The sequence below is a fragment of the Patulibacter medicamentivorans genome (assembly GCF_000240225.1).
Lineage (GTDB): Bacteria > Actinomycetota > Thermoleophilia > Solirubrobacterales > Solirubrobacteraceae > Patulibacter > Patulibacter medicamentivorans.
The window spans coordinates 1-2,852 of the sequence record NZ_AGUD01000151.1 but is presented as its reverse complement, the minus strand read 5'-3'; the positions used below and the strand labels follow the sequence as shown (position 1 = coordinate 2,852).

3 protein-coding genes are annotated in these 2,852 nt (G+C 74.9%); 1 reads left to right on the top strand and 2 read right to left on the bottom strand.

Annotation, left to right across the window (positions count from 1 at the left end):
- A partial coding sequence (locus PAI11_RS10600; protein ID WP_040599823.1) for a D-glucuronyl C5-epimerase family protein occupies nucleotides 1-1,259 on the bottom strand: 1,259 nt, incomplete at its 3' end.
- Between the two features lie 100 nt (nucleotides 1,260-1,359).
- Here PAI11_RS10600 and PAI11_RS10595 point away from each other — a divergent pair.
- Nucleotides 1,360-2,400, top strand: coding sequence for a LolA-like protein (locus PAI11_RS10595; protein WP_007574172.1), 1,041 nt, complete (start codon nucleotides 1,360-1,362; stop codon nucleotides 2,398-2,400).
- A 3-nt stretch (nucleotides 2,401-2,403) separates the two neighbouring features.
- Here PAI11_RS10595 and PAI11_RS27075 read toward each other — a convergent pair.
- Nucleotides 2,404-2,852 (bottom strand): alpha/beta fold hydrolase (locus tag PAI11_RS27075; RefSeq protein ID WP_040599821.1); only part of this gene is annotated, 449 nt, incomplete at its 5' end.

Sequence of the window (2,852 nt, the reverse complement as noted above, 5' to 3'; positions counted from 1 at the left end):
GCGCCGCGGCCGGCGGCGCTGCGCGCCGTCGCGCGGGGCCCGGCGGGCGAGGACGCCAGGTAGTTCGTGAAGCGCACGGCCGCGTCGCAGTAGGGCTTGGCCGGCGCCGGCGGGCCGGCCCCGGCGACCGGCTGGCCGCCGGCGTAGGCCAGCGCGTCGGCGTCGAGGGCCTTGCAGAGCCCGCGCAGCAGATCGCGCGAGAGCGTGTGATAGCTGACGGTCGCGTTGGCCCCGCCCAGCTGGTAGAGCGACCAGCGGCCGGTGTCGTAGTCCTTCAGCTCGGCGCGCAGCTCGCGCTCGGCGCGGACGTAGCCGGCCGAGACCTTCGGGTCGCCGGTCTTGGCGGCGATCTCGTGGAGCCCGGAGACCGCCTGGGTGAAGGCGTTGAGGACCCGGGCGCGGCTGAAGGTGTAGAGCAGGATGTGGTCGCCGGCCGGGCGCTTCAGGCGCGCGCCGCTGGTCGGCGAGCGGCGCAGCAGCGCGACGGCCTGCAGCGCGGTGTCCCGGTACTTGGGATCGCCGGTCCGCTCGCTCGTGCGCACCAGCGACTGCATCGCGGTCACCTGGGCCATCCCCGAGCCCCACGGCGGCGCCCCGCCGCCGAAGTCGAAGAGGTACTGCCAGGCGGGGCCGCCGGCCCGGCGCGAGGCCAGGCGCAGCGCCTCGTCCTCGATCGCCCGCAGCTGCTCGAGCTTCTCCGGCGCCTTGGTGGTGGCGAGGGCGTTGGCGGTGCCGAAGGTGCCGAGCCACTGGATCTGGAGGCCCTCGCCCCAGTAGTACTGCCAGGTCAGCGGGCTGCCCGGGACGACCGGCCGCGAGCCGACCGCGGGGATGCTCCGCCCGCCCGCCCCGGTCCACCAGTCGCGGTTGACCTGCAGGGTCAGGAAGACGCTCGGGGCCAGCGAGGCGTCGATCCGGCGCTTGGCCGCCATCTGCTCGGTGTTGCGGATCACGCCCTCGAGCTCGTTGCGGGCGGTGCCCTTGCGCAGCCGCTTGGCCTTGGCCCGCGCGTCGCGGTAGAGGGCGCGCCAGGCCCGGTAGTCCGCGAGCGAGATCGCCCTGGCGCTGCGCAGCTTCCGCAGCTCGCCCTCGACCGTGTACCGCGGCTTCTTCGGCTTCTTCTTCGTGGCGGCGGCGGCCGGCGCGACGCCGAGCGGCGTCGTCGCCGAGCCGGCGAGGGCGGTCGCGGCGAGCGTCAGGGCCAGGAGGAGGACGAGCAGCCGTGCCGCTCGGCTCCGAAGAATCGTCGGGGCGGGCACCCGACCGATGGTAGGCTCGCCGCCTTCCGGCGCGCGCAGGTTCCCGCCCATCGCCTTGGCGGACCGACCGTCTCCAGACCGCGCTGCCGGCCCCGAACCGATGACCGCACTCACGTTCCGTCGTTCCGCCACGCCGTTCGCGCTGGCGCTGCTGCTCGCGCTGCTCGCGGCACTGACCGGCTGCGGCGGATCGGAGTCCGCCTCCGACGTCGTCGCGCGGGCGTTCGGCAAGGGCGAGTCGATCAAGAGCGCCACGGTCGACGTCAAGCTCGACGTGACCGGCGCGGCGGCCGGCGACTCGGGACCGCTGAAGATCGGGCTCAAGGGGCCCTACGCCAGCGACGGCAAGAGCACCAAGTTCGACTTCGCGGTCGATCTCGGCGGGGCCGCCGGCGGGTCCTCGGACGCGCAGATCGGCCTGCTGTCGGCCGGCGGCGCGACCTACGTCAAGCTCGGCGGCCAGCCGTTCCTGGTCGGCAACGACGTCGTCGACGGGCTCAAGGACGACCAGCAGAAGGGCAAGGGCTCCGGGCTCTCGTTCAAGTCGCTGGGGATCGATCCGCGCTCGTGGCTGAAGGACCCGAAGACGGTCGGCGACGAGCAGCTCGCCGGCGAGGACGTCACCCACGTCAAGGCCGGCGTCGACCAGCAGCGGCTGGGCGACGACCTGGTCAAGCTGCTCTCGCGGGCCGGCCAGGCGACCGGCGCCAGCCAGGCGAAGGAGGTGACGGCGACGGTCAAGCGGCTCCAGGGCGACATCCGCTCGGCCGCGATCGACATCTGGGCCGCGGACGGCTCGGGCAAGCTGCGGCGGATGAAGCTCGACCTGAAGCTGAAGACCGGCGCGGTCGTGCTCGACTTCGGGCTCAGCCGGATCAACGAGCCGGTCACCGTCACGCAGCCGAAGAACGCGCCGAAGCTGCAGGACGCGCTCGCGGCGCTGCAGCAGGGCCAGGGCGGCTCGGCCTCGGGCACCGGGTCCTCGTCCAGCAGCGGCGGCTCGTCGTCCTCCTCCGGCTCCTCGTCGAGCGACGGCGGATCGGCCAGCGGCAGCTCGTCCGGCGGGACCGCCTACGACCAGTGCGTGGCCGACGCCGGCAGCGACGTCACCAAGCTCCAGCGCTGCGCGAAGCTCCAGTAGCGCTCAGCCGCCGGCCGGCTCCAGCAGCAGGCCGAGCAGCTCGCCGAAGCGGGCGCGGAAGAAGAAGTGGCCCTCGCCGGCCAGCAGCCGCAGCGACCCGCGCGGCAGCCGGCGAGCCAGGTCGCGGGCGTGGGCCGGCGGCACGGTCGCGTCCTGGCCGCCGTGGACCAGCAGCACCTCGCCGGCGACGCTCTCCGGCTCGAAGCCCCACGGTCGCAGCACCAGCCCGAGGTCGTCGAGGAACGGCCCGATCCCGCGCTCGGTCGCCTCGAGCGCGGCCTGGACGATCTGCGCGCGCTCGCCGGCGTCCAGCAGCCGGCGGTCGGCGGCCGACGCGCGCCACGCCAGCGACGCGCCGAGCAGGCCCGGATGGCGCTGGACGAGCGTCGCCAGCCGGTCGCCGACGCGGCGCGCCAGGTCGGGGCGACGGAGCGTCCCGGAGGTCAGGCGGC